At 60.0% G+C, this 26428-nt stretch carries 22 protein-coding genes; all 22 read left to right on the top strand.

The annotated features are described in order from the left end of the window. Window positions 1–97: 97 nt before the first annotated feature. The 22 genes from NL64_RS04300 to nuoN all read left to right on the top strand — a co-directional run bounded on the left by NL64_RS04300 (window position 98) and on the right by nuoN (window position 26333). Window positions 98–2323, top strand: a complete 2226-nt coding sequence (locus NL64_RS04300; protein WP_034146917.1) for an NADP-dependent isocitrate dehydrogenase — start codon at window positions 98–100, stop codon at window positions 2321–2323. 195 nt (window positions 2324–2518) lie between these two features. Beyond that, window positions 2519–2965, top strand: a complete 447-nt coding sequence (locus NL64_RS04295; RefSeq protein ID WP_034146916.1) for an NUDIX hydrolase — start codon at window positions 2519–2521, stop codon at window positions 2963–2965. Between the two features lie 59 nt (window positions 2966–3024). Beyond that, window positions 3025–4158: a tRNA 2-thiouridine(34) synthase MnmA gene (gene mnmA, locus NL64_RS04290; RefSeq protein ID WP_034146915.1), complete on the top strand. Its 1134-nt coding sequence runs from the start codon at window positions 3025–3027 to the stop codon at window positions 4156–4158. Continuing rightward, the gene (hflD, locus tag NL64_RS04285) at window positions 4155–4778 is read left to right on the top strand and encodes a high frequency lysogenization protein HflD (protein WP_034146914.1); all 624 of its coding nucleotides are present in this window, start codon (window positions 4155–4157) and stop codon (window positions 4776–4778) included. The genes mnmA and hflD overlap by 4 nt, the downstream gene beginning before the upstream one ends. 124 nt (window positions 4779–4902) lie before the next feature. Then, window positions 4903–6273 (top strand): adenylosuccinate lyase, encoded by a 1371-nt coding sequence (gene purB / locus NL64_RS04280; protein WP_020799537.1) that lies wholly within the window; start codon window positions 4903–4905, stop codon window positions 6271–6273. A gap of 86 nt (window positions 6274–6359) precedes the next feature. Then, window positions 6360–7529, top strand: coding sequence for a ribosomal protein uL16 3-hydroxylase (locus NL64_RS04275; RefSeq protein WP_034146913.1), 1170 nt, complete (start codon window positions 6360–6362; stop codon window positions 7527–7529). Beyond that, window positions 7522–7947 (top strand): GNAT family N-acetyltransferase, encoded by a 426-nt coding sequence (locus tag NL64_RS04270; RefSeq protein WP_034146912.1) that lies wholly within the window; start codon window positions 7522–7524, stop codon window positions 7945–7947. Before NL64_RS04275 ends, NL64_RS04270 begins: the two co-directional genes overlap by 8 nt. A gap of 234 nt (window positions 7948–8181) precedes the next feature. Then, window positions 8182–8943 carry a secretin N-terminal domain-containing protein gene (locus NL64_RS04265; protein WP_034146911.1) on the top strand — a complete coding sequence of 254 codons (762 nt, stop codon included), beginning with the start codon at window positions 8182–8184 and terminating at the stop codon, window positions 8941–8943. 476 nt (window positions 8944–9419) lie between these two features. After that, entirely contained in the window at window positions 9420–10745 is a 1326-nt protein-coding gene (gene aceA / locus NL64_RS04260) for an isocitrate lyase (protein WP_034146910.1), read from the top strand. Between the two features lie 650 nt (window positions 10746–11395). Next, complete coding sequence (locus NL64_RS04255) at window positions 11396–11809, top strand: NADH-quinone oxidoreductase subunit A (RefSeq protein ID WP_003223812.1); 414 nt, start codon at window positions 11396–11398, stop codon at window positions 11807–11809. 10 nt (window positions 11810–11819) lie between these two features. Further along, on the top strand, window positions 11820–12494 hold the full coding sequence (locus NL64_RS04250; protein WP_007946424.1) for a NuoB/complex I 20 kDa subunit family protein: 675 nt from the start codon (window positions 11820–11822) through the stop codon (window positions 12492–12494). Window positions 12495–12566: 72 nt separating this feature from the next. Continuing rightward, window positions 12567–14351 carry an NADH-quinone oxidoreductase subunit C/D gene (nuoC, locus tag NL64_RS04245; protein WP_034146909.1) on the top strand — a complete coding sequence of 595 codons (1785 nt, stop codon included), beginning with the start codon at window positions 12567–12569 and terminating at the stop codon, window positions 14349–14351. Window positions 14352–14353: 2 nt separating this feature from the next. Next, window positions 14354–14851 (top strand): NADH-quinone oxidoreductase subunit NuoE, encoded by a 498-nt coding sequence (gene nuoE, locus NL64_RS04240; protein WP_008020715.1) that lies wholly within the window; start codon window positions 14354–14356, stop codon window positions 14849–14851. Further along, window positions 14848–16203 (top strand): NADH-quinone oxidoreductase subunit NuoF, encoded by a 1356-nt coding sequence (nuoF, locus tag NL64_RS04235; RefSeq protein WP_034146908.1) that lies wholly within the window; start codon window positions 14848–14850, stop codon window positions 16201–16203. The genes nuoE and nuoF overlap by 4 nt, the downstream gene beginning before the upstream one ends. Window positions 16204–16339: 136 nt before the next feature. After that, on the top strand, window positions 16340–19054 hold the full coding sequence (gene nuoG, locus NL64_RS04230; RefSeq protein WP_034146907.1) for an NADH-quinone oxidoreductase subunit NuoG: 2715 nt from the start codon (window positions 16340–16342) through the stop codon (window positions 19052–19054). Continuing rightward, entirely contained in the window at window positions 19051–20058 is a 1008-nt protein-coding gene (gene nuoH, locus NL64_RS04225) for an NADH-quinone oxidoreductase subunit NuoH (RefSeq protein WP_034146906.1), read from the top strand. The genes nuoG and nuoH overlap by 4 nt, the downstream gene beginning before the upstream one ends. Window positions 20059–20067: 9 nt before the next feature. Continuing rightward, window positions 20068–20616, top strand: a complete 549-nt coding sequence (gene nuoI / locus NL64_RS04220; RefSeq protein ID WP_034146905.1) for an NADH-quinone oxidoreductase subunit NuoI — start codon at window positions 20068–20070, stop codon at window positions 20614–20616. A gap of 9 nt (window positions 20617–20625) precedes the next feature. Beyond that, window positions 20626–21129 carry an NADH-quinone oxidoreductase subunit J gene (gene nuoJ, locus NL64_RS04215; RefSeq protein WP_034146904.1) on the top strand — a complete coding sequence of 168 codons (504 nt, stop codon included), beginning with the start codon at window positions 20626–20628 and terminating at the stop codon, window positions 21127–21129. 2 nt (window positions 21130–21131) lie between these two features. After that, window positions 21132–21440, top strand: coding sequence for an NADH-quinone oxidoreductase subunit NuoK (gene nuoK / locus NL64_RS04210; protein WP_007946416.1), 309 nt, complete (start codon window positions 21132–21134; stop codon window positions 21438–21440). Then, window positions 21437–23290: an NADH-quinone oxidoreductase subunit L gene (gene nuoL / locus NL64_RS04205; protein ID WP_034146903.1), complete on the top strand. Its 1854-nt coding sequence runs from the start codon at window positions 21437–21439 to the stop codon at window positions 23288–23290. The genes nuoK and nuoL overlap by 4 nt, the downstream gene beginning before the upstream one ends. A gap of 39 nt (window positions 23291–23329) precedes the next feature. Then, a complete protein-coding gene (nuoM, locus tag NL64_RS04200; protein WP_034146902.1) occupies window positions 23330–24862 on the top strand; it encodes an NADH-quinone oxidoreductase subunit M in 1533 nt (510 codons plus the stop codon). Window positions 24863–24869: 7 nt separating this feature from the next. Next, on the top strand, window positions 24870–26333 hold the full coding sequence (gene nuoN, locus NL64_RS04195; RefSeq protein ID WP_034146901.1) for an NADH-quinone oxidoreductase subunit NuoN: 1464 nt from the start codon (window positions 24870–24872) through the stop codon (window positions 26331–26333). Window positions 26334–26428 lie beyond the last annotated feature (95 nt).

The following is a 26428-nucleotide window of genomic DNA, read 5'->3' as shown; positions in this document are numbered from 1 at the left end:
ATATTCGGCTCATGGATGACTTTGAACGAACGCGCTTACCCGGCGCCCCTCGAGTTTCTGCGCACGCTTTAGCAAAGAAGAGAGAGTTAATCCGAATATGCCCACCCGCTCGAAGATCATCTATACCTTCACCGACGAAGCTCCCGCCCTCGCCACCTATTCACTGTTGCCTATCGTAGAGGCCTTCACCGCCTCGGCTGATATCGCCGTTGAAACCCGCGATATCTCTCTTGCAGGGCGCATCCTGGCCAGCTTCCCCGAGCAATTGGGCGACAAAGCCGTAGCCGACCACCTCGCCGAACTCGGCGCCCTGGCCGTCACGCCTGAAGCCAACATCATCAAATTGCCGAACATCAGCGCCTCGGTTCCGCAGCTGCAAGCCGCGATCAAGGAACTGCAAGCCCAGGGCTACGCACTGCCGGACTACCCGGAAACCGTAACCACTGAAGCGGACAAAGAAGCCAAGGCCCGTTACGACAAGGTCAAGGGCAGCGCCGTGAACCCGGTTCTGCGCGAAGGCAACTCTGACCGTCGCGCTCCGCTGTCGGTCAAGAACTATGCGCGCAAGCACCCGCACAAAATGGGCGCCTGGGCTGCGGACTCCAAGTCCCACGTTGCGCACATGAGCAACGGTGATTTCTACGGCAGCGAAAAAGCTGCCCTGATCGACGCCGCTGGCGCCGTGAAAATCGAACTGATCGCTCAAGACGGCACCACCACCGTCCTGAAAGAAAAAACCAGCGTACAAGCCGGTGAGATCCTCGATTGCGCAGTCATGAGCAAAAACGCGCTGCGCAGCTTCATCGCTGCCGAAATCGAAGACGCCAAGGCCAAAGGCGTACTGCTGTCGGTTCACCTGAAAGCCACCATGATGAAGGTTTCCGACCCGATCATGTTCGGCCAGATCGTTGCCGAGTTCTATAAAGACGCACTGGCCAAGCACGCTGACGTGCTGGCACAGATCGGCTTCAACCTGAACAACGGCATCGGCGACCTGTACTCGCGCATCAAGGCCTTGCCTGCCGAGCAGCAAGCCGCGATCGAAGCGGACATCCAGGCGGTCTACGCCGCTCGTCCGTCGTTGGCCATGGTCAACTCCGACAAAGGCATCACCAACCTGCACGTGCCGAGCGACGTCATCGTCGACGCCTCGATGCCAGCCATGATCCGTGACTCCGGCAAAATGTGGGGCACCGACGGCCAGCTGCACGACACCAAGGCTGTGATCCCGGATCGCTGCTACGCCACCATCTACCAGGCGGTCATCGAAGACTGCAAGGCAAACGGCGCTTTCGACCCAACCACCATGGGCAGCGTGCCGAACGTCGGCCTGATGGCGAAAAAAGCCGAAGAGTACGGTTCCCACGACAAGACTTTCCAGATCAAGAGCAACGGCGTGGTCCGCGTGACCGGCACCGATGGCACCCTGCTGCTGGAACAGTCGGTTGAAGCCGGCGACATCTTCCGTATGTGCCAGACCAAAGACGCGCCGATCCAGGATTGGGTCAAACTGGCCGTCAACCGTGCTCGCGCAAGCGCCACTCCAGCGATCTTCTGGCTGGACCCGATGCGCGCCCACGACGGCGTAGTGATCGAGAAAGTTCAGGCTTACCTGAAGGATCACGACACTGCCGGCCTGGACATCCAGATCATGGCGCCAGTCGACGCCATGAAGTTCACCCTGCAGCGCACCCGCGAAGGCAAGGACACCATCTCGGTGACCGGCAACGTACTGCGCGACTACCTGACTGACCTTTTCCCGATCATGGAACTGGGCACCAGCGCCAAGATGCTGTCGATCGTTCCACTGATGAATGGCGGCGGCCTGTTCGAAACCGGCGCCGGCGGTTCGGCTCCGAAGCACGTTCAACAGCTGCTGGAAGAAAACTTCCTGCGCTGGGATTCGCTGGGTGAATTCCTGGCACTGGCTGCGTCCCTGGAACACCTGGGCGTGACCTACAACAACCCTAAGGCGCTGGTTCTGGCCAAGACCCTGGATCAGGCCACCGGCCAGTTCCTGGACAACAACAAGTCGCCATCGCGTAAAGTCGGCAACATCGACAACCGCGGCAGCCACTTCTACCTGGCGCTGTACTGGGCTCAAGCCCTGGCTGCCCAGACCGAAGACGCTGCACTGCAAGCGCAGTTCGCGACCCTGGCCAAAACCCTGACCGAGAACGAAGCAACCATCGTTGCCGAGCTCAACGCCGTTCAGGGCAAGCCAGTGGACATCGGCGGTTACTACCACGCCGACGCCGAGCTGATCAGCAAGGCCATGCGCCCGAGCGCCACGCTCAACGCGGCGATTGCTGCGCTGGTGTAAGGTTGTAAGGAAGCACCACGAACCCCGGCCATGTGCCGGGGTTTGTGTTTTCAGAACCTGCACAAATCCCTGTAGGAGCCGGCTTGCTGGCGATAACGGTTTATCATTCAACATCTTCATTGACTGATTCACCGCTATCGCCAGCAAGCCGGTTCCTACAAGGCTTGCGTTTCAACATTTAAATTGAGGTGTTTTATGGACTGGAAGCCCCACATCACCGTCGCCACCATCGTCGAAGACAACGGTCGTTTCCTGATGGTCGAAGAACTGAAACATGGCCGCGTCGTACTCAATCAGCCTGCAGGCCATCTCGATCCGGACGAAACCCTGACCGAAGCCGCCATCCGCGAAACCCTCGAGGAAACCGGCTGGGACGTCGAACCCACCGGCGTGCTGGGCATTTATCTCTACACCGCCCCGAGCAACGGCGTGACTTACCAACGGGTCTGTTTCATCGCCAAACCGCTGAAACACCATCCCGACTACCAACTGGACGAAGGCATCGTCGGCGCCAAGTGGTTGACCCGCGAGGAATTAATCGAGCAGCGCGACAACTGGCGCAGTGAGCTGATCATTCGCTGCATCGACGACTATCTGGACGGTAAACACTTCGACCTCGAATTGATCCGCCCTTCTCTTTAGCCTTGCAGGCTCCAGCCTGTTAGAATCGCGTCCTTTTTCAAGACACTCATTGAATCCCTATGCGTGATCCAGCCCCTTCTGACACACAAAAGAAGCGCGTCATTGTCGGCATGTCCGGCGGCGTGGACTCTTCCGTTTCCGCTCTCCTGCTGATCGAGCAGGGTTATGAGGTGGAAGGCCTGTTCATGAAGAACTGGGAAGAAGACGATGGAACGGAATACTGCACCGCCATGGATGACCTGGCGGACGCCCAGGCTGTGTGCGACAAAATTGGCATCAAGCTGCACACCGCCAACTTTGCGGCCGAGTACTGGGACAACGTGTTCGAGCACTTCCTGGCCGAATACAAGGCCGGACGCACGCCGAACCCGGACATCCTGTGCAACCGCGAAATCAAGTTCAAGGCGTTCCTCGACTACGCCATGATGCTTGGCGCCGACCTGATCGCCACCGGCCACTACGTGCGCCGCCGCGACATCGACGGCCGCACCGAACTGCTTAAAGGCCTGGACCCGAACAAGGACCAGAGCTATTTCCTGCACGCCGTCGGCGGTGAACAGATCGCCAAGACCCTGTTCCCGGTCGGCGAACTGGAAAAACCTCAGGTTCGCGCGATTGCCGAGAAATACGAACTGGCGACCGCGAAGAAGAAGGATTCCACCGGGATCTGCTTTATCGGCGAACGCCGCTTCAGTGACTTCCTCAAGCAGTACCTGCCGGCACGACCGGGCGAGATCAAGACCACCGAAGGCGAAATCATCGGCCGCCATCACGGCTTGATGTATCACACCATCGGCCAGCGTCAGGGCCTGGGCATTGGCGGCTTGAAAGACGCCAGCGACGAGCCGTGGTACGTGCTGATTAAAGACCTTGAGCACAACGAGCTAATCGTCGGCCAGGGCAACGATCATCCATGGCTGTTCTCGCGCGCCCTGCTCGCTTCGGACATCTATTGGGTCAACCCGATCGATCTGACTGAGCCGCGCAAGCTGACCGCCAAAGTCCGTTATCGCCAGAGCGATCAGCCCTGCACTCTGGAAAAGACTGCCACCGGCTACCGCGCGACGTTCGATGACCCGCAACGCGCAGTCACTCCAGGCCAGTCCGTGGTGTTCTATGACGGCGAGATTTGCCTCGGCGGCGGCGTGATCGAAGTGGCTGAACCGTGGACCAGCAAAGGTCAGGCCCAATGAGCCCGACTCAGGAGCAACTGATCGCGCTAGGCGGCGTGTTTCTCGCCGCCGTGCTGGTCGACAAGATCGCCAAGACCGGCCAGACCAGCGAAGCAGGCTTGACCTGCATGCTCGGCAGCCTGCTGATCCGCGATCCCAAGGACACCCTGGAAGTCTACGGCGGCGACGACCTCAATCTGCGCGAAGGCTATCGCGCGTTGATCGGCGCCCTCGAACGCGACCCGAGCGCCCTGCAACGTGAGCCACTGCGCTATGCGCTGGCCATGCTTGGCCTTGAGCGCCAACTGGCCAAGCGCAGCGATATGCTGGACATCATCGGCAAGCGCCTGCCGCAAATTCAGTCCCAGGTCGAACACTTCGGCCCGGCCCACGAAAACGTGGTCGCCGCCTGCGGCGCGCTGTACCAGGACACCCTGAGCACCTTGCGCCAACGCATTCAGGTGCACGGCGACATGCGCAACCTGCAGCAACCGAGCAATGCCTCGAAAATTCGCGCCCTGCTGCTGGCCGGCATTCGTTCGGCACGCCTGTGGCGGCAATTGGGCGGGCATCGCTGGCAGTTGGTGATCAGCCGCCGCAAATTGCTGAAAGAGCTTTACCCCTTGATGCGTAACGAATAACCCGCATCGACAGAACCAAACTTAGCAATACGCGTAATACGCCGGTCAGTTGGCGACGGACCGGCGGATTTTTTCATGTATGATACGCGCCCCATTTCGTTGCCCGACTGTCCGAGAACACCCCATGCAGCTTTCTTCGCTCACTGCGGTTTCCCCTGTTGACGGCCGCTACGCCGGCAAAACCCAGGCCCTGCGCCCAATTTTCAGCGAGTACGGCCTGATCCGTGCCCGCGTCCTGGTTGAAGTGCGCTGGCTCCAGCGCCTGGCCGCTCACCCTGCCATCAGCGAAGTGCCGGCGTTCTCCGCCGAAGCCAACGCGGTGTTGAACACCCTGGCGGAAAACTTCTCTCTGGAGCACGCCGAGCGCGTCAAAGAGATCGAGCGCACCACCAACCACGACGTCAAAGCCATCGAATACCTGCTCAAAGAGCAAGCGGCCAAGCTGCCTGAATTGGCTGCCGTCAGCGAATTCATCCACTTTGCCTGCACCAGCGAGGACATCAACAACCTGTCCCACGCCCTGATGCTGCGCGAAGGCCGTGATGACGTGATGCTGCCGCTGATGCGCCAAACTGCCGAAGCCATTCGCGAGCTGGCGATCCGCTTCGCCGATGTGCCGATGCTGTCGCGCACCCACGGTCAACCGGCTTCGCCGACCACCCTGGGCAAAGAACTGGCGAACGTGGTTTACCGTCTAGAGCGTCAAATCGCTCAGGTCGCTGCCGTTCCACTGCTGGGTAAGATCAACGGCGCTGTAGGCAACTACAACGCTCACCTGTCGGCCTACCCGGAAATCGACTGGGAAGCCAACGCCCGCGCCTTCATCGAAGACGAGCTGGGCCTGGGCTTCAACCCGTACACCACGCAGATCGAACCGCACGACTACATTGCCGAGCTGTTCGACGCGATCGCACGCTTCAACACCATCCTGATCGACTTCGACCGTGATATCTGGGGCTACATCTCCCTGGGTTACTTCAAGCAGCGCACCATCGCTGGCGAAATCGGTTCGTCGACCATGCCACACAAAGTCAACCCGATCGACTTCGAAAACTCCGAAGGCAACCTGGGCATCGCCAACGCACTGTTCCAGCACCTGGCGAGCAAACTGCCGATCTCCCGCTGGCAGCGCGACCTGACCGACTCCACCGTACTGCGCAACCTCGGTGTCGGCTTCGCCCACAGCGTGATCGCGTATGAAGCCAGCCTCAAAGGCATCAGCAAGCTGGAACTCAACGAGCAGAAAATCGCCGCTGACCTGGACGCCTGCTGGGAAGTCCTGGCCGAGCCGATCCAGACTGTCATGCGTCGCTACAACATCGAAAACCCGTACGAAAAGCTGAAAGAATTGACCCGCGGCAAGGGCATCAGCCCTGAAGCGCTGCAAACTTTCATCGACGGCCTGGACATGCCAGCCGCCGCCAAGGCCGAGCTGAAATTGCTCACGCCGGCGAACTACATCGGCAACGCTGTAGCGCAAGCCAAACGCATCTGATCGACCGCTAGACCCTTTTAAGACGCCCGGCCGCGCCGGGCGTTTTTATTCCCGTCTGAAAAGTGCTTTTTTTCAATAGGTTACACATGAATCCTGATATTCCTCTTCAACTTCTGGGCGGCATCACGGCACGGGAATTCCTGCGCGACTACTGGCAGAAAAAACCGCTGTTGATCCGTCAGGCGATTCCTGATTTCGAAAGCCCGATCGATGCCGACGAACTGGCCGGCCTGGCGCTGGAAGAAGAAGTCGAATCGCGCCTGATCATCGAAAACGGCGAGCGCCCGTGGGAATTGCGTCGCGGCCCGTTTGCCGAGGACGAATTCAGCAAATTGCCGGAACGCGACTGGACTTTGCTGGTTCATGCCGTCGACCAATTCGTGCCGGAAGTCAGCGAGTTGCTGGAGAACTTCCGCTTCCTGCCGAGCTGGCGCATCGACGACGTGATGATCAGCTTCGCCGCGCCGGGCGGCAGCGTCGGTCCGCACTTCGACAACTACGACGTGTTCCTGCTGCAAGGCCACGGCAAGCGCAACTGGAAAATCGGCCAGATGTGCGACTCCGAAAGCCCGCTACTGCAACACGCGGACCTGCGCATCCTTGCTGATTTCGAAGCCACCGACGAGTGGGTTCTGGAACCGGGCGACATGCTCTACCTGCCGCCGCGCCTGGCCCACTGCGGCGTGGCCGTCGATGACTGCCTGACCTATTCGGTTGGTTTCCGCGCACCGAGCGCCGCTGAAGTACTGACCCACTTCACCGACTTCCTCAGCCAGTTCCTGCCGGACGAAGAGCGTTACACCGACGCCGACGCCCTGCCTGCGGCCGATCCGCACCAGATCCAGCACGACGCCCTCGACCGCTTGAAAAGCCTTCTGGCCGAGCACATGAGCGACGAGCGCCTGCTGCTGACCTGGTTCGGCCAGTTCATGACCGAACCACGCTACCCGGAACTGGTAGTCGGCCCAGAAGACCTCGAAGAAGACGACGTCCTCGGCGCACTCGAACAAGGCGCCGTGCTGATCCGCAATCCGAGCGCGCGTCTGGCCTGGTCGGAAGTCGATGACGACCTGCTGCTGTTCGCCAGCGGCCAGAGCCGTTATCTGCCGGGCAAACTGCGTGAGCTGCTGAAAATGATCTGCGCCGCCGATGCCCTGCACGCCGACAACCTGGGTGACTGGCTGAGCGACGAAGATGGCCGCGGCCTGCTGTGTGAACTGGTCAAGCAAGGCAGCCTGGGGTTCGCCGATGAATAAAATTCACGTACGTGTCGCAAACTGGCAAAAGGACAACGCCGAGATCCGGCGCATTCGTGAAACGGTGTTCGTCGCCGAGCAGTCCGTTCCGCCAGAGCTGGAATGGGATGCCGACGACGCAACCGCCGTGCATTTCCTTGCGTTCGAAGGCGACTTTCCCGTCGGTACCGCACGCCTGCTGCCCGACGGTCACGTCGGCCGGGTCTCGGTGCTCAAAGACTGGCGCGGCTTGAAAGTCGGCGATGCGCTGATGCAAGCCGTGATCGGCGAAGCCGAAGAACGCGGGCTCAAGCAACAGATGCTCAGCGCCCAGGTGCAAGCCACGGCGTTCTATGAGCGCCTGGGTTTCAGCCTGGTCAGTGAGGAGTTCCTGGAAGCAGGAATTCCGCATGTGGACATGGTTCGCCATTCGGCTTGATTCATTGTGGCGAGGGAGCTTGCTCCCGCCGGGCTGCGTAGCAGACCTGGATTTTAGGACCGCTTCGCGCCCCAGCGGGAGCAAGCTCCCTCGCCACAAAAGCTTCGACCCCATCACAAAACGCCTCGACATCAAACGATGCCGGGGCGTTTTGCTGTCTACGATTCAACTTGCCCCACTGCGGGCCGACAAACTGGCAATATCAACACTTTGAAGTTGGCGGAGATAACGGATATGTCCCTACGCACCCTGCTCACCACGCTACTGGTGAGCTGCAGTTTTTCGGTCATGGCAGCCACCGAAATCGTGCCATTGAACTACCACACCAGCGCCGACATGTTGCCGGTGGCACAAGATTTCATCGGCAAGGAAGGTCAGGTCAGCGCCTACGGCAATCAACTCATCGTCAATGCTGATCAGCGCAAGATCGACGAACTTAAAGCCCTTCTCTCGCAACTCGACACAGCGCCGAAACGCCTGTTGATCACCGTCGACACCAATGAAAACAACGTCCAGGGTGATCAGGGCTATTCAGTCAACGGCGCCAAACCAAACCAGACCCGCATCATCAGCCGCAGCACCGACAGCCGGGACGGCGGCATCCAGCAGGTACAAGCCACTGATGGCATGCCGGCACTGATCCAGGTCGGCCAGAGCGTGCCGCTCACCAGCACGCAATCCGATTCCTATGGCGACCTGCGCAGCCAGACCGAATACCGCAACGTCACACAAGGCTTCTACGTCACTGCAAACGTCACTGGCGAAATCGTCCATCTATCGATCAGTACCAACCGTGACCGCATGAGTCAGGAACGTCCCGATGTAGTGAACGTGCAAAGCACCGACACAACTGTCAGCGGCCGCCTGGGCGAGTGGATCCTGCTGGCCGGCATGAATGGCCAGACGCAAGCCGATAAACAGGGCGTGACCCGCAGCTACTCTACCCAGAGCCGCAATGACATGACCCTCCGAGTGAAAGTCGATACTTTGGACTGAGACACCGAAAACTGACTGACAAGTCGTATTAGACCAAAGATGTAGTGCCTGAAAAAAAGCACTACAAAACGTTTGACGAGCCAAAAAAGCAAAGGCATGATGGCCTCGCTCCCGCTAATCAGGGGCCCTGGCAAGGGCCTTCGAGGCGATGTTCGCACCTACCCCGCGAACCGCTTCGTGTCTGTACCGCCCACAAGGTGTGTTTGACGAGGTTGCCGACTGGAACGAAGTTGTCCCGAGGGACGGAAGCGTAATTAGGTAAACACGGCATCACACTGAAGTTCGCACCAAGGCCCACGACGCCCGAATGCGCCCGCCAGTTCGCCCTTACCTGCTCACTTCCCCTCGAGCCCATCGTTCATCCCGTCGCCATCCCCGCCGAATCCGACTTGACCACCTAAGCTTCTGGTCAGCGAGCGCAGGAATTTTCCACCGCAGAACAACTTTTCATAAAGACGCGACGAGGTTTATCTCCCATGGCACTGACACGCGAACAGCAAATTGCAGCCCTCGAAAAAGACTGGGCTGAAAACCCGCGCTGGAAAGGCGTGACACGCACTTACTCCGCTGCTGACGTCGTCCGTCTGCGTGGCTCGGTTCAACCTGAGCACACCTTTGCAAAAATGGGCGCCGAGAAGCTGTGGAACCTGGTTACCCAGGGTGCCAAGCCAGCCTTCCGTCCTGAGAAAGATTTCGTCAACTGCATGGGCGCCCTGACTGGCGGCCAGGCTGTGCAACAAGTCAAAGCCGGTATCCAGGCGATCTACCTGTCGGGCTGGCAAGTGGCTGCGGACAACAACTCCGCCGAATCGATGTACCCAGACCAGTCGCTGTACCCGGTGGATTCGGTTCCAACCGTGGTCAAGCGCATCAACAACTCGTTCCGTCGTGCTGACCAGATCCAGTGGAAAGCCGGTAAGAACCCGGGCGACGACGGCTATATCGACTACTTCGCACCGATCGTGGCTGACGCCGAAGCCGGTTTCGGCGGCGTACTGAACGCCTACGAGCTGATGAAGAGCATGATCGAAGCAGGCGCCGCCGGCGTTCACTTCGAAGACCAACTGGCTTCCGTGAAAAAATGCGGCCACATGGGCGGCAAGGTACTGGTTCCGACTCAGGAAGCCGTACAGAAGCTGACCGCAGCGCGTCTGGCTGCTGACGTTGCCGGTACTCCGACCATCATCCTGGCCCGTACCGACGCTAACGCCGCTGACCTGTTGACGTCCGACTGCGACCCGTACGACCAGCCATTCGTGACTGGCGAACGCACCCAGGAAGGCTTCTACAAAGTGCGCGCCGGTCTGGACCAGGCCATCGCTCGCGGCCTGGCTTACGCTCCGTACGCCGACCTGATCTGGTGCGAAACCGCCAAGCCAGACCTGGACGAGGCTCGTCGCTTCGCTGAAGCGATCAAGAAGGAATACCCGGACCAACTGCTGTCCTACAACTGCTCGCCTTCCTTCAACTGGAAGAAAAACCTGGACGACGCGACCATCGCCAAGTTCCAGCGCGAACTGTCCGCCATGGGTTACAAGCACCAGTTCATCACCCTGGCCGGCATTCACAACATGTGGCACAGCATGTTCAACCTGGCGCACGACTACGCCCGCAACGACATGACCGCCTACGTGAAATTGCAAGAGCAAGAGTTCGCTGACGCTTCGAAGGGCTACACCTTCGTGGCTCACCAGCAGGAAGTGGGCACCGGCTACTTCGACGACATGACCACTGTGATTCAAGGTGGCTCGTCTTCGGTAACCGCGCTGACCGGTTCGACTGAAGAAGAACAGTTCCACTGATCTGCTTCGCTTGAGACATCAGCCGCTGCGGGCCGAATAGAAAGCTAACCGCAGCGCTGCACATCTGACGCCCCGACTGGTTCGGGGCGTTTTTTTTGTGCGCGATTCAACAGAAACTGCAAAACCCTGTAGGAGCGAGCCTGCTCGCGATGAACCTGAAGACGCCGCGGGGTGTCAGGCGCCCAGCGTCATCGTTGACCACCATCGCGAGCAAGCTCGCTCCTACAGGGGATGGTGGCGACCTGGAAAAAACATGAATCCAGAGCGCTATCGGCGTGGGAAAAATCTGCTGAAACCCACCCCGTCGCTACTTGCAGTAACGCGCATATAAGGCAACTTCCTGCGCACTTGCGGGACAAACAGTTTAAAAATCAACTCAAACAATATTGATTATCATTTAGCTGCAACTATGTTCGTTACATTCCCTACAAAACATAATTGACGAAATGCCAGCTAATGCCCGCAACGCATGGGCTACAGAGCCTCGAGGGCTCGCTATGTCCTTATTCCTATAAATAATTTCGCTATAGGAATTTTACTTGCTGGGTGTTTAGCCATAAAATCAGCGGGATTGATTGCTGCGACATATCGTCACTGCTTTGTTTCTTTTCAAGCTCAGAGACCTTTGCTCTCTGTTAAGGATTACCAGCATGCCCGAAGCGACAGGACTCATGGCCCACAACTGGGGCTTTGCCATTTTCCTTCTAGGTGTTGTCGGCCTCTGTGCCTTCATGCTCGGTGTCTCCAGCCTCCTCGGGTCAAAAGCCTGGGGCCGCAGCAAAAACGAACCGTTCGAGTCCGGCATGCTACCTACAGGTGGCGCCCGCTTGCGGCTCTCAGCCAAATTCTATCTGGTCGCGATGCTCTTCGTGATCTTCGATATCGAAGCCCTCTTTCTCTTTGCATGGTCTGTGTCCGTCCGCGAAAGCGGCTGGACCGGATTCGTCGAAGCTCTCGTTTTCATAGCAATTCTGTTGGCAGGTCTTGTCTACCTATTCCGAGTGGGCGCCCTTGACTGGGCTCCGGAAGCTCGGCGCAAGCGGCAAGCGAAGCTGAAACAATGAGGCTTTGGCAATGCAATACAATCTCACCAGGATCGACCCCGATGCTCCTAACGAGCAGTATCCGATTGGCGAACGGGAAACCGTTTCCGATCCGTTAGAAGATCAAGTCCACAAAAACATTTTCATGGGCAAGCTCGAAGACGTGCTTAACGGCACGATCAACTGGGGGCGCAAGAACTCCCTGTGGCCGTATAACTTCGGTCTTTCGTGCTGCTACGTGGAAATGACCACCGCCTTCACGGCGCCCCACGACATCGCGCGCTTTGGCGCCGAGGTTATCCGGGCATCGCCGCGCCAGGCGGATTTCATGGTTATCGCCGGTACCTGCTTCATCAAGATGGCGCCGATCATTCAGCGTCTCTACGAGCAAATGCTCGAACCTAAATGGGTTATCTCCATGGGTTCGTGCGCCAACTCCGGTGGCATGTACGACATCTACTCCGTGGTTCAAGGGGTGGACAAGTTCCTGCCCGTGGACGTCTACGTGCCTGGCTGCCCGCCCCGCCCTGAAGCTTTTCTGCAAGGCTTGATGCTGTTGCAGGAGTCGATTGGACAGGAGCGTCGTCCGCTTTCCTGGGTCGTTGGTGATCAAGGCGTCTATCGCGCCGAGATGCCTTCCGAGAAGGAAAAGCGCCGCGAACAGCGAATCGCAGTCACCAACCTGCGCAGCCCCGACGAAGTCTGATCCAGATCTGCTTCTTTAATAGAACGAGAAACTGGCTTCATTCTTTACGTTGACCGAAAGCGATAAATAACCATGACTACAGGCAGTGCTCTGTACATCCCGCCTTACAAGGCAGACGACCAGGATGTGGTCGTCGAACTGAACAACCGTTTTGGCCCCGAGGCGTTCACCGCCCAGCCTACCCGCACCGGCATGCCGGTGCTTTGGGTTGCCCGCGCCAAGCTCGTCGAAGTCCTGACCTTCCTGCGCAACCTGCCCAAGCCGTACGTCATGCTCTATGACCTGCACGGCGTGGACGAGCGTCTGCGCACCAAGCGTCAAGGGCTGCCAAGCGGCGCCGATTTCTCCGTGTTCTATCACTTGATGTCGATCGAGCGTAACAGCGACGTCATGATCAAGGTTGCCCTCTCCGAGAGCGACCTCAGCCTGCCGACCGTCACCAGCATCTGGCCGAACGCCAACTGGTACGAGCGTGAAGTCTGGGACATGTACGGCATCGATTTCAAAGGCCACCCGCACCTGACGCGCATCATGATGCCGCCCACCTGGGAAGGTCACCCGCTGCGCAAGGACTTCCCGGCGCGCGCCACCGAATTCGATCCGTTCAGCCTGACACTGGCCAAGCAACAGCTTGAGGAAGAAGCCGCGCGCTTCAAGCCTGAAGACTGGGGCATGAAACGTTCCGGCGCGAACGAGGACTACATGTTCCTCAACCTCGGCCCTAACCACCCTTCCGCGCACGGTGCGTTCCGCATCATCCTGCAGCTGGACGGTGAAGAGATCGTCGATTGCGTTCCGGACATCGGTTACCACCACCGTGGCGCCGAGAAGATGGCCGAGCGCCAGTCCTGGCACAGCTTCATCCCGTATACCGACCGTATCGACTACCTCGGCGGCGTGATGAACAACCTGCCGTACGTGCTCTCGGTCGAGAAGCTGGCCGGCATCAAGGTGCCAGAGAAGGTCGACGTCATCCGCATCATGATGGCCGAGTTCTTCCGGATCACCAGCCACCTGTTGTTCCTGGGTACTTACATCCAGGACGTCGGCGCCATGACGCCGGTGTTCTTCACCTTCACCGACCGCCAGAAGGCGTACACGGTGATCGAAGCCATTACCGGTTTCCGTCTGCACCCGGCCTGGTACCGCATCGGTGGCGTCGCCCACGACCTGCCGCGCGGCTGGGAAAAACTGGTGAAAGACTTCGTCGAGTGGATGCCAAAGCGTCTGGACGAATACCAGAAAGCCGCACTGGACAACAGCATCCTGCGTGGCCGCACCATCGGCGTCGCCGCCTACAACACCAAAGAGGCCCTGGAATGGGGCGTCACCGGTGCAGGCCTGCGTTCGACCGGTTGCGATTTCGACCTGCGTAAAGCGCGTCCTTACTCCGGTTACGAAAACTTCGAATTCGAAGTGCCACTGGCCGCCAATGGCGATGCCTACGATCGCTGCATCGTGCGCGTCGAGGAGATGCGCCAGAGCATCAAGATCATCGAGCAGTGCATGCGCAACATGCCGGAAGGCCCGTACAAGGCGGATCACCCGCTGACCACGCCGCCGCCGAAAGAGCGCACCCTGCAGCACATCGAAACCTTGATCACGCACTTCCTGCAAGTTTCGTGGGGCCCGGTCATGCCGGCCAACGAATCCTTCCAGATGATCGAAGCGACCAAGGGCATCAACAGTTATTACCTGACGAGCGATGGCGGCACCATGAGCTACCGCACCCGGATTCGTACCCCAAGCTTCCCGCACCTGCAGCAGATCCCTTCGGTGATCAAAGGCAGCATGGTCGCGGACTTGATCGCGTACCTGGGTAGTATCGATTTCGTTATGGCCGACGTGGACCGCTAAGCATGAACAGCACGCTTATCCAGACAGACCGTTTCACCTTGAGTGAAACCGAGCGCTCGGCCATCGAGCACGAGCTGCATCACTACGAAGACCCGCGCGCGGCGTCGATCGAAGCCCTGAAGATCGTCCAGAAGGAACGTGGCTGGGTGCCGGACGGCGCCCTGTACGCCATTGGCGAGATCCTCGGTATCCCGGCCAGCGACGTTGAAGGCGTGGCGACGTTCTATAGCCAGATCTTCCGTCAGCCGGTCGGCCGTCACATCATTCGCGTCTGCGACAGCATGGTCTGCTACATCGGCGGCCACGAGTCCGTGGTCAGCGAAATCCAGAGCAAGCTCGGCATCGGCCTGGGTCAAACCACCGCCGACGGTCGTTTCACCCTGCTGCCGGTCTGCTGCCTCGGCAACTGCGACAAGGCGCCGGCGTTGATGATCGACGACGACACGTTCGGTGATGTGCAGCCAGCAGGCGTTGCCAAATTGCTCGAGGGCTACGTATGACCCTGACTTCTTTCGGCCCGGCCAACCGCATCAAGCGTTCGGCCGAGACACACCCGCTCACCTGGCGTCTGCGTGACGACGGCGAAGCTGTCTGGCTCGACGAGTACCAGGCCAAGAACGGCTACGCCGCTGCGCGCAAAGCCTTTGCCGACATGGCTCAGGACGACATCGTCCAGACCGTGAAAGACGCCGGCCTCAAGGGTCGCGGCGGTGCAGGCTTCCCCACTGGCGTGAAGTGGGGCCTGATGCCCAAGGACGAATCCATCAACATCCGCTACCTGCTGTGCAACGCGGATGAAATGGAGCCGAACACCTGGAAAGACCGCATGCTGATGGAGCAACTGCCCCATCTGCTGATCGAAGGTATGCTGATCAGTGCCCGCGCACTGAAAACCTACCGTGGCTACATCTTCCTGCGTGGCGAATACACCACCGCCGCCAAGCACCTCAACCGTGCCGTGGAAGAAGCCAAGGCAGCGGGCCTGCTGGGCAAGAACATCCTCGGTTCGGGTTTCGACTTCGAACTGTTCGTGCACACCGGCGCCGGGCGTTACATCTGCGGTGAAGAAACCGCACTGATCAACTCCCTCGAAGGCCGCCGCGCCAACCCGCGTTCCAAGCCGCCCTTCCCGGCCGCCGTTGGCGTATGGGGCAAGCCGACTTGCGTGAACAACGTTGAAACCCTGTGCAACGTCCCGGCGATCATTGCCGACGGCGTGGACTGGTACAAATCGTTGGCTCGCGAAGGCAGTGAAGACATGGGCACCAAGCTCATGGGCTTCTCTGGCAAGGTCAAGAACCCGGGCCTGTGGGAACTGCCGTTCGGCGTCACCGGTCGCGAGCTGTTCGAAGACTACGCCGGCGGCATGCGCGACGGCTTCAAGCTCAAGGCCTGGCAGCCAGGCGGCGCCGGTACCGGTTTCCTGTTGCCGGAACACCTCGACGCACAAATGTACGCCGGCGGCATCGCCAAAGTGGGCACCCGTATGGGTACCGGCCTGGCCATGGCGGTGGACGACAGCGTCAACATGGTGTCGTTGCTGCGCAACATGGAGCAGTTCTTCGCTCGCGAATCCTGCGGTTTCTGCACCCCGTGCCGCGATGGTTTGCCATGGAGCGTCAAGCTTCTGATGGCCATCGAAAACGGTGAAGGCCAGCCAGGCGACATCGAGACCCTGCTGGGTCTGGTCGGTTTCCTCGGCCCGGGCAAGACCTTCTGTGCTCACGCACCGGGCGCCGTGGAGCCGTTGGGCAGCGCAATCAAATACTTCCGCCATGAGTTCGAAGCCGGTATCGCGCCAGTCAGCGCCGCCGTCCCGCCTCTGGCAAGGCCGATCGTAGTCGGCGCGTAAACGCTTAAAAAAGCGAAGGGTCCGTGCCCTTCGCTTTTCGTGTGATGACGCCTTTACCGGCTGTGTTGATTCACGCGCACAACAAGATTCCATTAGCCACGCCCGCTGACACCGGGCCAACGAAGAACTTTGAACCATGGCCACTATCCACGTAGACGGCAAAGCGCTCGAAGTCGATGGGGCAGACAACCTGTTACAGGCATGTCTGTCTCTGGGCCTCGATATTCCGTATTTCTGCTGGCACCCTGCCCTTGGCAGCGTTGGCGCTTGCCGCCAGTGCGCGGTCAAGCAGTACACCGACGAGAACGACACCCGTGGTCGTATCGTCATGTCCTGCATGACCCCTGCCACCGACAACACCTGGATCTCCATCGAAGATGAAGAATCCAAGGCGTTCCGCGCCAGTGTTGTCGAATGGCTGATGACCAACCACCCTCACGACTGCCCGGTCTGTGAAGAGGGCGGTCACTGCCACTTGCAAGACATGACGGTAATGACCGGCCACAACGAGCGCCGTTACCGCTTCACCAAGCGTACCCACCAGAACCAGCAACTGGGCCCGTTCATTTCCCACGAAATGAACCGCTGCATCGCTTGCTACCGCTGCGTGCGCTTCTATAAGGACTACGCCGGCGGCACCGATCTCGGTGTGTTTGGCGCCCACGACAACGTGTACTTCGGTCGCGTTGAAGACGGCACCCTGGAAAGCGAGTTCTCCGGCAACCTCACCGAGGTCTGCCCGACCGGTGTGTTCACAGACAAGACTCACTCCGAGCGTTACAACCGCAAGTGGGACATGCAGTTCTCGCCGAGCATCTGTCATGGCTGCTCCAGCGGTTGCAACATTTCCCCGGGCGAGCGCTACGGTGAGCTGCGTCGTATCGAAAACCGTTTCAACGGTTCGGTAAACCAGTACTTCCTGTGCGACCGTGGCCGTTTCGGCTATGGCTACGTCAACCGCGAAGACCGTCCGCGTCAGCCGCTGCTGGCCAATGGCACCAAGTTGAGCCTCGACGAAGCGCTGGATAAAGCCGCCGACCTGCTGCGCGGTCGCAACATCGTCGGTATCGGTTCGCCGCGCGCCAGCCTCGAAAGCAACTACGCGTTGCGCGAACTGGTTGGTGCCGAGCACTTCTACTCGGGTATCGAAGCTGCCGAACTGGAACGCATCCGTCTGGTCCTGCAAGTGCTGAAAGACAGCCCGCTGCCAGTGCCGAACATGCGCGACATCGAAGACCACGATGCGATTTTCGTCCTCGGTGAAGACCTGACCCAGACTGCTGCCCGTGTGGCGCTGTCCCTGCGTCAATCGGTCAAGGGCAAAGCCGAAGACATGGCCGACGCCATGCGCGTTCAGCCTTGGCTCGACGCCGCGGTGAAGAACATCGGCCAGCACGCGCTGAACCCGCTGTTCATCGCCAGCCTGGCTGAAACCAAGCTCGACGACATCGCCGAAGAGTGCGTACACGCCGCTCCCGACGACCTGGCCCGCATCGGTTTCGCCGTGGCTCACGCCCTCGACGCCAGTGCTCCAGCCGTTGAAGGCCTGGACGCTGAAGCCCTCGAACTGGCCAAGCGCATCGCCGACGCCCTGCTCGCGGCCAAGCGTCCACTGATCATCGCCGGCACCTCGTTGGGTTCCAAGGCGCCGATCGAAGCCGCCGCGAACATCGCCAAGGCACTGAAGCTGCGCGAGAAGAACGGTTCCATCAGCCTGATCGTGCCAGAGGCCAACAGCCTCGGCCTGGCCATGCTCGGTGGCGAATCGGTCGACGCCGCGCTGCAAGCCGTGATCGACGGTAAGGCCGACGCCATCGTCGTACTGGAAAACGATCTGTACACCCGTACCGACAAGGCCAAGGTCGATGCTGCCCTGACCGCCGCCAAAGTACTGATCGTCGCCGACCATCAGAAGACCGCCACCAGCGATCGCGCGCACCTGGTTCTGCCAGCCGCCAGCTTCGCTGAAGGCGACGGTACTCTGGTCAGCCAGGAAGGTCGCGCCCAACGCTTCTTCCAGGTGTTCGATCCGAAGTACATGGACGCGAGCATCCTGGTTCACGAAGGCTGGCGCTGGCTGCACGCCCTGCGCGCGACCTTGCTGAACCAGCCGATCGACTGGACCCAACTGGACCACGTCACCGCCGCTGTCGCTTCCAGCACGTCGATCCTGAACCGCATCGTCGACGCCGCACCGTCCGCCGCGTTCCGCATCAAGGGCATGAAACTGGCCCGTGAACCGCTGCGTTACTCCGGTCGTACCGCCATGCGCGCCGACATCAGCGTGCACGAACCGCGTACCCCGCAGGACAAAGACACCGCGTTCGCCTTCTCCATGGAAGGTTACTCGGGCTCGGCCGAACCGCGTCAGCAAGTGCCATTCGCCTGGTCTCCGGGCTGGAACTCGCCGCAAGCCTGGAACAAGTTCCAGGACGAAGTCGGTGGTCATATCCGCGCTGGCGACCCGGGCACCCGCCTGATCGAAAGCAACGGTGACTCGCTGAACTGGTTCGCCAGTGTTCCGCGCGCGTTCAACCCGGCTCAAGGCACCTGGCAAGTCGTGCCGTTCTTCCACCTGTTCGGCAGCGAAGAGAACTCTTCGAAAGCCGCTCCGGTTCAAGAACGCATTCCGGCTGCCTACGTCGCACTGGCCAAGTCCGAAGCCGACCGCCTGGGTGTCAACGATGGCGCCATGCTCAGCTTGAACGTCGCTGGCCAGACCCTGCGTCTGCCGCTGCGCATCAACGAAGAGCTGGGCGCTGGCCTGGTGGCATTGCCTGCGGGCATCGCCGGCATTCCGCCTGCAATCTTTGGCAAATCCGTTGACGGTCTGCAGGAGGCAGCTCAATGACCTGGTTCACTCCTGAAGTGATCGACATCATCATCGCGGTCCTCAAGGCCGTGGTGATTCTGCTTGCCGTGGTGGTTTGCGGCGCCCTGCTCAGCTGGGTCGAGCGTCGTTTGCTCGCCCTCTGGCAGGACCGTTACGGTCCGAACCGCGTCGGTCCGTTCGGCGCGTTCCAGATCGCTGCCGACATGATCAAGATGTTCTTCAAGGAAGACTGGACGCCTCCATTCGCCGACAAGATGATCTTCACCCTGGCGCCAGTAGTCGCCATGAGCGCCCTGCTGATTGCCTTCGCGATCATCCCGATCACCCCGACCTGGGGCGTGGCGGACATCAATATCGGCATCCTGTTCTTCTTTGCCATGGCGGGCCTGTCGGTCTACGCGGTGTTGTTCGCCGGTTGGTCGAGTAACAACAAGTTCGCCCTGCTGGGCAGCTTGCGGGCCTCGGCACAAACCGTGTCGTACGAAGTGTTCATGGGCCTGTCGCTGATGGGCATCGTGATCCAGGTCGGCTCGTTCAACATGCGCGACATCGTTGAATATCAAGCGCAGAACCTGTGGTTCATCATTCCGCAGATCTTCGGTTTCCTGACCTTCTTCATCGCTGGCGTGGCCGTGACTCACCGTCACCCGTTCGACCAGCCGGAAGCGGAACAGGAACTGGCCGACGGTTACCACATTGAATACGCCGGCATGAAATGGGGCATGTTCTTCGTCGGCGAGTACATCGGCATCGTGCTGATCTCGGCGCTGCTGGTGACCTTGTTCTTCGGTGGCTGGCACGGTCCGTTCGGCATCCTGCCGCAGATCCCGTTCATCTGGTTCGCACTGAAAACCGCGTTCTTCATCATGATCTTCATCCTGTTGCGCGCTTCGATTCCGCGCCCACGGTATGACCAAGTGATGGATTTCAGCTGGAAGTTCTGCTTGCCGCTGACCCTCGTCAACATGCTGGTGACCGCTGCGATCGTGTTGCTCAACACGCCCGCCGTCGCGGCTCAGTGAGGATAGAGAATCATGAAGTACATAATTGACATCGTGCATGGCTTCTTCACCCAGCTTCGCAGCCTGGTGATGATTTTCGGCCACGCCTTCTGCAAGCGCGACACGCTGCAGTACCCGGAAGAAGCCGTGTACCTGCCGCCGCGCTACCGCGGCCGTATCGTCCTGACCCGCGACCCCGACGGCGAAGAGCGTTGTGTAGCCTGCAACCTGTGCGCCGTGGCGTGCCCGGTCGGCTGCATCTCGTTGCAGAAAGCTGAAACCGAAGACGGTCGCTGGTACCCGGACTTCTTCCGCATCAACTTCTCGCGCTGCATTTTCTGCGGCCTCTGCGAGGAAGCCTGCCCGACCACCGCGATCCAACTGACACCGGATTTCGAAATGGCCGAGTTCAAACGTCAGGACCTGGTTTACGAGAAAGAAGATCTGCTGATCTCCGGCCCCGGCAAAAACCCTGATTACAACTTCTATCGTGTTGCAGGTATGGCGATTGCCGGGAAGCCGAAAGGCTCCGCGCAGAATGAAGCCGAACCGATCAACGTGAAGAGCTTGCTGCCTTAAGGAAGAAAGATGGAATTCGCTTTCTATTTCGCATCGGGAATCGCTGTGGTGTCCACGCTTCGCGTGATCACCAACACCAACCCTGTGCACGCCCTGCTCTACCTGATCATTTCGCTGATCGCCGTGGCGATGACGTTCTTCGCCCTCGGCGCACCGTTTGCCGGTGTTCTGGAAGTGATCGCCTACGCTGGCGCCATCATGGTGCTGTTCGTGTTCGTGGTGATGATGCTGAACCTGGGCCCGGCCTCGGTTCAGCAAGAGCGCGTCTGGCTCAAACCCGGCATCTGGCTCGGCCCGGTCATTCTCGGCGCCCTGCTGCTGGCTGAACTGCTGTACGTGCTGTTCGCCCACCAGAGCGGTCAGGCCATCGGCCACACCACCGTAGACGCCAAGGCCGTGGGCATCAGCCTGTTCGGTCCTTACCTGCTGGTGGTCGAACTCGCCTCGATGCTGCTGCTCGCCGCAGCCGTCACGGCGTTCCACTTGGGCCGCAACGAAGCCAAGGAGCAATGACGATGCCTGCTATCCCTATGGAGCATGGTCTGGCGGTCGCCGGCATCCTGTTCTGCCTCGGTCTGGTCGGCCTGATGGTCCGCCGCAACATCCTTTTCGTGCTGATGAGCCTGGAGGTCATGATGAATGCCTCCGCTTTGGCGTTCATCGTTGCCGGTAGCCGCTGGGCGCAGCCGGATGGACAGATCATGTTCATCCTGGTGATCAGCCTGGCAGCCGCCGAGGCCAGTATTGGCCTGGCGATCCTGCTGCAACTGTATCGCCGCTTCCACACGCTCGATATCGACGCTGCCAGTGAGATGCGCGGATGAATCTTCTCTATCTGACTTTCGTATTCCCTCTCATAGGTTTCCTGCTGCTGTCGTTCTCCCGTGGACGCATCTCGGAAAACCTTGCCGCGCTGATCGGCGTCGGTTCCATCGGTCTGTCGGCGATCGTTACCGCCTACGTGATCTGGCAATTCAACGTCGCCCCTCCGGAAGGCGGCCACTACACCCAGGTGCTGTGGCAGTGGATGGCGGTGGAAGGCTTCACGCCGAACTTCGCGCTGTATCTGGACGGCCTGTCCGTGACCATGCTCGGTGTGGTCGTCGGCGTCGGCTTCCTGATCCACCTGTTCGCCTCCTGGTACATGCGCGGTGAAGCCGGTTACTCGCGCTTCTTCGCCTACACCAACCTGTTTATCGCCAGCATGCTGTTCCTGGTGCTGGGCGATAACCTGTTGTTCCTGTACTTCGGTTGGGAAGGCGTGGGCCTGTGCTCGTACCTGTTGATCGGTTTCTACTACAGCAACCGCAACAACGGTAACGCCGCACTCAAAGCCTTCATCGTGACCCGTATCGGTGACGTGTTCATGGCCATCGGCCTGTTCATTCTGTTTGCCCAACTGGGCACGCTGAACGTTCAGGAACTGCTGGTGCTGGCACCGCAGAAATTCCAGGCCGGCGACTTCTGGATGGTCATGGCCACCCTGATGCTGCTGGGCGGCGCTGTCGGTAAATCCGCGCAACTGCCGCTGCAAACCTGGCTGGCGGATGCGATGGCCGGTCCTACCCCGGTTTCGGCACTGATCCACGCCGCAACCATGGTGACCGCAGGCGTCTACCTGATCGCCCGTACCCACGGCCTGTTCACCCTGGCGCCGGAAATCCTGCACCTGGTGGGCATCGTTGGCGGCGTGACCCTGGTACTCGCCGGTTTCGCAGCCCTGGTACAGACCGACATCAAGCGTATCCTCGCCTACTCGACCATGAGCCAGATCGGCTACATGTTCCTGGCCCTGGGCGTCGGTGCCTGGGATGGCGCGATCTTCCACCTGATGACCCACGCCTTCTTCAAGGCCCTGCTGTTCCTTGCTTCCGGTGCGGTGATCGTTGCCTGCCACCACGAGCAGAACATCTTCAAGATGGGCGGTCTGTGGAAAAAGCTGCCACTGGCCTACGCCAGCTTCATCGTCGGCGGCGCGGCCCTGGCGGCCCTGCCTCTGGTCACCGCAGGCTTCTACTCCAAGGACGAAATCCTTTGGGAAGCGTTCGCCAGCGGCAACAACGGTCTGCTCTACGCAGGTCTGGTCGGCGCGTTCATGACCTCGTTGTACACCTTCCGCCTGATCTTCATCGCGTTCCACGGTGAAGCGAAGACCGAAGCCCACGCCGGTCACGGTATTGCCCACTGGCTGCCACTGTCGGTACTGATCGTGCTGTCGACCTTCGTCGGCGCGATGATCGTTCCACCGCTGCACGGCGTGCTGCCGCAAAGCGTCGGCCATGCCGGCGGCGAAGCCAAGCACAGCCTGGAAATCGCCTCGGGCGCCATCGCCCTGGCCGGCATCCTGCTGGCCGCGCTGCTGTTCCTCGGCAAGCGTCGATTCGTCACCGCCATCGCCAACAGCGGCATCGGCCGTTTCCTCTCGGCCTGGTGGTTCGCTGCCTGGGGCTTCGACTGGATCTACGACAAACTGTTCGTCAAGCCATACCTGGCGATCAGCCACATCCTGCGCAAAGACCCGCTCGACCAGACCATCGGTCTGATCCCGCGCATGGCCAAAGGCGGTCACACCGCCCTGAGCCGTACCGAGACCGGTCAACTGCGTTGGTATGCCGCCTCGATGGCTGCGGGTGCCGTGCTGGTAATCGGCGCCGTCGTGCTGGTAGCGGTCTGATATGAACCTTGCGAATTTGCGAAAGGAAACGAACCCGTCATGATTCTGCCTTGGCTAATCCTGATCCCCTTCATCGGCGGCCTGCTGTGCTGGATGGGTGAGCGCTTCGGCGCCACCCTCCCCCGCTGGATTGCGCTGATCACCATGTCCCTGTTGCTCTCCCTCGGCCTTTGGCTGTGGGCCAACGGTGATTATTCATTTGCCCCGGCGCCTGGCGCCGACCCGACCTGGGCGCTTGAGTTCAAGCACATCTGGATCCAGCGCTTCGGCATCAGCGTTCACCTGGCCCTAGACGGCCTGTCGCTGTTGATGATCATGCTGACCGGCTTGCTGGGCGTGCTATCGGTACTCTGCTCGTGGAAAGAGATCCAGCGTCACGTTGGCTTCTTCCACCTGAACCTGATGTGGATCCTGGGCGGTGTCGTCGGCGTGTTCCTCGCCCTCGACCTGTTCATGTTCTTCTTCTTCTGGGAAATGATGCTGGTGCCGATGTATTTCCTCATCGCGCTCTGGGGTCACAGTTCTTCGGACGGCAAGAAAACCCGGATCTACGCGGCGACCAAGTTCTTCATCTTCACTCAGGCTTCCGGCCTGATCATGTTGGTGGCGATCCTCGGTCTGGTACTGGTCAACTTCAACGAAACCGGCGTAATTACCTTCAACTACGCCGACCTGTTGAAGACCAAGATGTCGATGACCACCGAGTACATCCTGATGCTCGGCTTCTTCATCGCCTTCGCGGTCAAGCTGCCGGTCGTACCGTTCCACTCCTGGTTGCCTGACGCTCACGCCCAGGCGCCGACCGCAGGTTCCGTCGACCTCGCCGGTATCTTGCTGAAAACCGCTGCTTACGGCCTGCTGCGTTTTGCCCTGCCGTTGTTCCCGAATGCCTCGGCCGAGTTCGCGCCGATCGCCATGACCTTGGGTCTGATCGGGATCTTCTACGGTGCGTTCCTGGCTTTCGCACAAACCGACATCAAGCGTCTGATCGCCTTCTCGTCCGTTTCCCACATGGGCTTCGTACTGATCGGCATCTACTCCGGCAGCCAACTGGCGTTGCAGGGCGCGGTCATGCAGATGCTGGCGCACGGTCTGTCGGCCGCGGCACTCTTTATCCTGAGTGGCCAGTTGTACGAACGCACCCACACCCGCGACATGCGTGAAATGGGTGGCCTGTGGTCGAAGATCGCCTACCTGCCGGCCCTCAGCCTGTTCTTCGCCGCCGCGTCGCTGGGCTTGCCGGGTACCGGTAACTTTGTCGGTGAGTTCCTGATCCTGATCGGCAGCTTCACCAGCGCTCCATGGGTGACCGTGATTGCGACGTCCGGCCTGGTGTTCGGTTCGGTCTACTCACTGATCATGATCCACCGTGCCTACTTCGGCCCGGCCAAGTCGGACGCGGTCCTGCATGGCATGGACGGTCGCGAACTGATCATGGTGGTCGGTCTGGCTGCATTGCTGATCTACCTCGGCGTGTACCCACAACCGTTCCTCGATACCTCTGCCGCTACGATGCATGGCGTGCAGCAGTGGCTCGGCACCGCCTTCACTCAACTCGCTTCGGCCCGGTAAGAGCGCTATGGAATTCACGACTCAACACTTTATCGCGCTAGCGCCGCTGTTGATTACCAGCCTCACCATTATCGTGGTGATGCTGGCGATTGCCTGGCGCCGCAACCACTCGCAGACCTTCCTGATTTCCGTGGCGGGTCTGAACCTGGCACTGCTGTCGATCCTGCCTGCCCTGAAAGTCGCGCCCCTGGCCGTGACGCCGTTGCTGCAGATCGACACCTTTGCCTGCCTGTACATGGCGCTGATCCTGGTCGCCACCCTCGCCTGCGTCACCCTCGCCCACGCCTACCTCGGCGATGGCGGTTCGGGTTACCCGGGCAACCGTGAAGAACTGTACCTGCTGATCCTGATGTCCGCCGCCGGTGGCCTGGTTCTGGTCAGCGCGCAGCACCTGGCCGGGTTGTTCATCGGTCTGGAACTGCTGTCGGTGCCGGTCTACGGTCTGGTGGCTTATGCCTTCTTCAACAAGCGCTCGCTGGAAGCCGGCATCAAGTACATGGTGCTGTCGGCAGCCGGTTCGGCGTTCCTGTTGTTCGGCATGGCGCTGCTGTACGCAGACTCCGGTTCCCTGAGCTTCAACGGTATCGGTCAGGCCCTGGCGGCTACCGGCCTGCCAAGCTCCCTGGCGCAACTGGGCCTGGGCATGATGCTGATCGGTCTGGCATTCAAGCTGTCGCTGGTACCGTTTCACCTCTGGACCCCGGACGTCTACGAAGGTGCTCCGGCGCCGGTTGCAGCGTTCCTCGCGACCGCTTCCAAAGTGGCTGTGTTCGCGGTAATGGTGCGTCTGTTCCAGATCTCGCCAGCGGCGAGCAGCGGTGTACTGAGCGACGTGCTGACCATCATCGCCATCGCGTCGATCCTGTTCGGTAACCTGCTGGCACTGACCCAAAGCAACCTCAAGCGTCTGCTGGGTTACTCGTCCATCGCCCACTTCGGCTACCTGCTGATCGCCCTGGTGGCGAGCAAGGGTCTGGCCGTCGAAGCCATCGGCGTGTACCTGGTCACCTACGTGATCACCAGCCTCGGCGCTTTCGGTGTGATCACACTGATGTCCTCGCCGTACAACGGCCGTGACGCGGATGCCCTGTACGAATACCGCGGCCTGTTCTGGCGCCGTCCGTACCTGACCGCCGTCCTGACCGTGATGATGCTGTCCCTGGCCGGTATCCCGCTGACCGCGGGCTTCATCGGCAAGTTCTACATCATCGCTACCGGCGTCGAGTCGCATCAATGGTGGCTGGTTGGCTCGCTGGTACTGGGCAGCGCCATCGGCGTGTTCTACTACCTGCGTGTGATGGTAACCCTGTACCTGATCGAACCGAACCTGCGTCGCCACGATGCGCAACTGCATTGGGAACAGAAAGCAGGCGGTGTGATGCTGCTGGCCATTGCAGTGGTCGCGTTCTTCCTCGGCGTCTACCCACAACCGCTGCTGAACCTGGTTCAGCAATCGGGTCTGGCGGGTTGATCGCTTAGGCGATACGCGGCAACAAACAGAAACGGCACCTTCGGGTGCCGTTTTTGCGTTTGTGGGATTTGTTACCGCAGTCCACCCCTTCTCTT

This window comes from Pseudomonas fluorescens (assembly GCF_000802965.1).
Classification (GTDB): Bacteria; Pseudomonadota; Gammaproteobacteria; order Pseudomonadales; family Pseudomonadaceae; genus Aquipseudomonas; species Aquipseudomonas fluorescens_A.
Note: the sequence above shows the minus strand (reverse complement) of the source record. Positions and strands in the feature narration are given on the sequence as shown.

What these genes read in the sequence shown, in the direction of transcription:
- nuoK (WP_007946416.1), top strand. Translation starts at nt 21,132, where the DNA reads ATGCCTGCTATCCCTATGGAGCATGGTCTGGCGGTCGCCGGCATCCTG.
- nuoE (WP_008020715.1), top strand. Translation starts at nt 14,354, where the DNA reads ATGAACAGCACGCTTATCCAGACAGACCGTTTCACCTTGAGTGAAACC.
- nuoC (WP_034146909.1), top strand. Translation starts at nt 12,567, where the DNA reads ATGACTACAGGCAGTGCTCTGTACATCCCGCCTTACAAGGCAGACGAC.
- NL64_RS04270 (WP_034146912.1), top strand. Translation starts at nt 7,522, where the DNA reads ATGAATAAAATTCACGTACGTGTCGCAAACTGGCAAAAGGACAACGCC.
- nuoF (WP_034146908.1), top strand. Translation starts at nt 14,848, where the DNA reads ATGACCCTGACTTCTTTCGGCCCGGCCAACCGCATCAAGCGTTCGGCC.
- NL64_RS04250 (WP_007946424.1), top strand. Translation starts at nt 11,820, where the DNA reads ATGCAATACAATCTCACCAGGATCGACCCCGATGCTCCTAACGAGCAG.
- purB (WP_020799537.1), top strand. Translation starts at nt 4,903, where the DNA reads ATGCAGCTTTCTTCGCTCACTGCGGTTTCCCCTGTTGACGGCCGCTAC.
- nuoL (WP_034146903.1), top strand. Translation starts at nt 21,437, where the DNA reads ATGAATCTTCTCTATCTGACTTTCGTATTCCCTCTCATAGGTTTCCTG.
- NL64_RS04265 (WP_034146911.1), top strand. Translation starts at nt 8,182, where the DNA reads ATGTCCCTACGCACCCTGCTCACCACGCTACTGGTGAGCTGCAGTTTT.
- NL64_RS04275 (WP_034146913.1), top strand. Translation starts at nt 6,360, where the DNA reads ATGAATCCTGATATTCCTCTTCAACTTCTGGGCGGCATCACGGCACGG.
- NL64_RS04295 (WP_034146916.1), top strand. Translation starts at nt 2,519, where the DNA reads ATGGACTGGAAGCCCCACATCACCGTCGCCACCATCGTCGAAGACAAC.
- hflD (WP_034146914.1), top strand. Translation starts at nt 4,155, where the DNA reads ATGAGCCCGACTCAGGAGCAACTGATCGCGCTAGGCGGCGTGTTTCTC.
- nuoN (WP_034146901.1), top strand. Translation starts at nt 24,870, where the DNA reads ATGGAATTCACGACTCAACACTTTATCGCGCTAGCGCCGCTGTTGATT.
- NL64_RS04300 (WP_034146917.1), top strand. Translation starts at nt 98, where the DNA reads ATGCCCACCCGCTCGAAGATCATCTATACCTTCACCGACGAAGCTCCC.
- nuoG (WP_034146907.1), top strand. Translation starts at nt 16,340, where the DNA reads ATGGCCACTATCCACGTAGACGGCAAAGCGCTCGAAGTCGATGGGGCA.
- mnmA (WP_034146915.1), top strand. Translation starts at nt 3,025, where the DNA reads ATGCGTGATCCAGCCCCTTCTGACACACAAAAGAAGCGCGTCATTGTC.
- nuoJ (WP_034146904.1), top strand. Translation starts at nt 20,626, where the DNA reads ATGGAATTCGCTTTCTATTTCGCATCGGGAATCGCTGTGGTGTCCACG.
- nuoM (WP_034146902.1), top strand. Translation starts at nt 23,330, where the DNA reads ATGATTCTGCCTTGGCTAATCCTGATCCCCTTCATCGGCGGCCTGCTG.
- nuoH (WP_034146906.1), top strand. Translation starts at nt 19,051, where the DNA reads ATGACCTGGTTCACTCCTGAAGTGATCGACATCATCATCGCGGTCCTC.
- aceA (WP_034146910.1), top strand. Translation starts at nt 9,420, where the DNA reads ATGGCACTGACACGCGAACAGCAAATTGCAGCCCTCGAAAAAGACTGG.
- NL64_RS04255 (WP_003223812.1), top strand. Translation starts at nt 11,396, where the DNA reads ATGCCCGAAGCGACAGGACTCATGGCCCACAACTGGGGCTTTGCCATT.